Here is a 1,450-nt window from a genome sequence, read left to right on the forward strand (position 1 = left end):
GCTGCAGCTGCCGGGGATCTTCGTATTCGTGGGGCTTGACGTGCGAAACGAGGTGCTAAAGGGCGATGATGGTAAGTTCATTTGCGACATCACGCCGGGCGGACAGGTCGCGGTAAATTTAAAGATGCAAACAAGCGTACACGGGCTGTTCGCGGCGGGCGATATGAGACAGGATGCGCCTAAACAGGTCGTCTGCGCGGCAGGCGACGGCGCGGTTGCGGCACTTAGCGCGATCGCATATCTGCAAGAACACGATAAATAAGCTTGTATTCGGGCTAAAATTTTACGGCGCGGCGGGCGAAGCTACTTCCGTCACGCTTTTTAAATTTAAAAGCCCGCGTCAAATTTGAATGAAATAATGAAATTTTGACGCAAGGCGGCTCAAATTTAAAATTTCGTCAAATTGAGCCGCAAAATAATGCTATCGTCTTTTGCGGAAACGCTTCCGAGCCGAAACGTCTTTTAAAAATTCAGATAAAATTTTATTGTCTTTCGTAGAAAGTCGCAAGGGCGTCTTCCGCCGTTTTTCTATTATTAAATGCCGATCTTATCTTAATAACATCATCAATTATATCTTTAGTCACTATAAATTTATCTGATAAACTTACGCTCTTATCGGCATTCACGATAAAATTTAATTCGATCGCAGCCTGTGGCGGCAGCTCTGCTGCCCTTCCAAGCTGTAGCCTTATTTGGCTAGGCGTTAGCTGCGAATAATAAGCGACGTCTTCTAATGAATCAATAATATTACTCATATAAATCGCAGAAGTTTTTGGTTCACCATCCTTTAGTATTTCATCTTTTAATTTATCGTCGCAATCAACTGGCTTTTTTTGAAATGAGTAATCTATTTTGCCTCTGTCTTTGAGCTCCTCTTGAAATTTCGTCTCATTTATTTTGCAATGTTCATTTGCCAATTTAAGTAAACGCTGTTGTTTATCATCAGATTTATCTTTATAGAAAAGCACGGCACCTCTTAAAGACGTGTTTAGCGTAGCCTCTTTATATTTTTTGTTAAAGGCATCTACATCGACCTTTACTTTCTTCATATCCACGTCGCAGACCATCTTAACCGTCTTTAATCCGCCGTTTTCCTCTTTGCTCCAGGTGACACTTTTGCAGATTTTCGAGCCCTCGATCGCCGCGCCGATACTCATAGATTTAAAATCTGGCAAGGTGTAGTTTTTGACAAGCTCTACATCGTCATCGCCGCATCCTGTTAAAATCAACGCCGCAAGCGCAGCGCTTAGTACATATTTCATCTTCGCTCCTTTGAGATAAATTCTGAAAATAATGCTACCCCCCCCCCTACTTAAAAACGTATAAATTTAGAGCTAAAATTTGAAATAAATTCGCAAAGCGCTAGAGACCAGGAATCGTAAAGGTGAAATTTGATGAAAGAATTCGGCGAGAGAGGGAGGGAATCGAACCCCCCGGAAAACGGTCAACC

At 42.6% G+C, this 1,450-nt stretch carries 2 protein-coding genes; one reads left to right on the forward strand and one right to left on the reverse strand.

The genetic code is table 11. The features are described 5' to 3' along the window. On the forward strand, positions 1-262 hold a 262-nt coding region (locus tag Q0257_RS06395; protein ID WP_298023049.1), incomplete at its 5' end, for an FAD-dependent oxidoreductase. A gap of 220 nt (positions 263-482) precedes the next feature. Here the strand turns inward: Q0257_RS06395 and Q0257_RS06400 are convergent. Further along, entirely contained in the window at positions 483-1,262 is a 780-nt protein-coding gene (locus Q0257_RS06400; RefSeq protein ID WP_298023051.1) for a hypothetical protein, read from the reverse strand. Positions 1,263-1,450: the final 188 nt, after the last annotated feature.

The sequence above is a fragment of the uncultured Campylobacter sp. genome (genome assembly GCF_938018035.1).
GTDB lineage: Bacteria > Campylobacterota > Campylobacteria > Campylobacterales > Campylobacteraceae > Campylobacter_B.

Bases quoted from the DNA above. Each gene is read 5' to 3' on its own strand.
- Q0257_RS06400 (WP_298023051.1), bottom strand. From the start codon at position 1,262: ATGAAATATGTACTAAGCGCTGCGCTTGCGGCGTTGATTTTAACAGGA.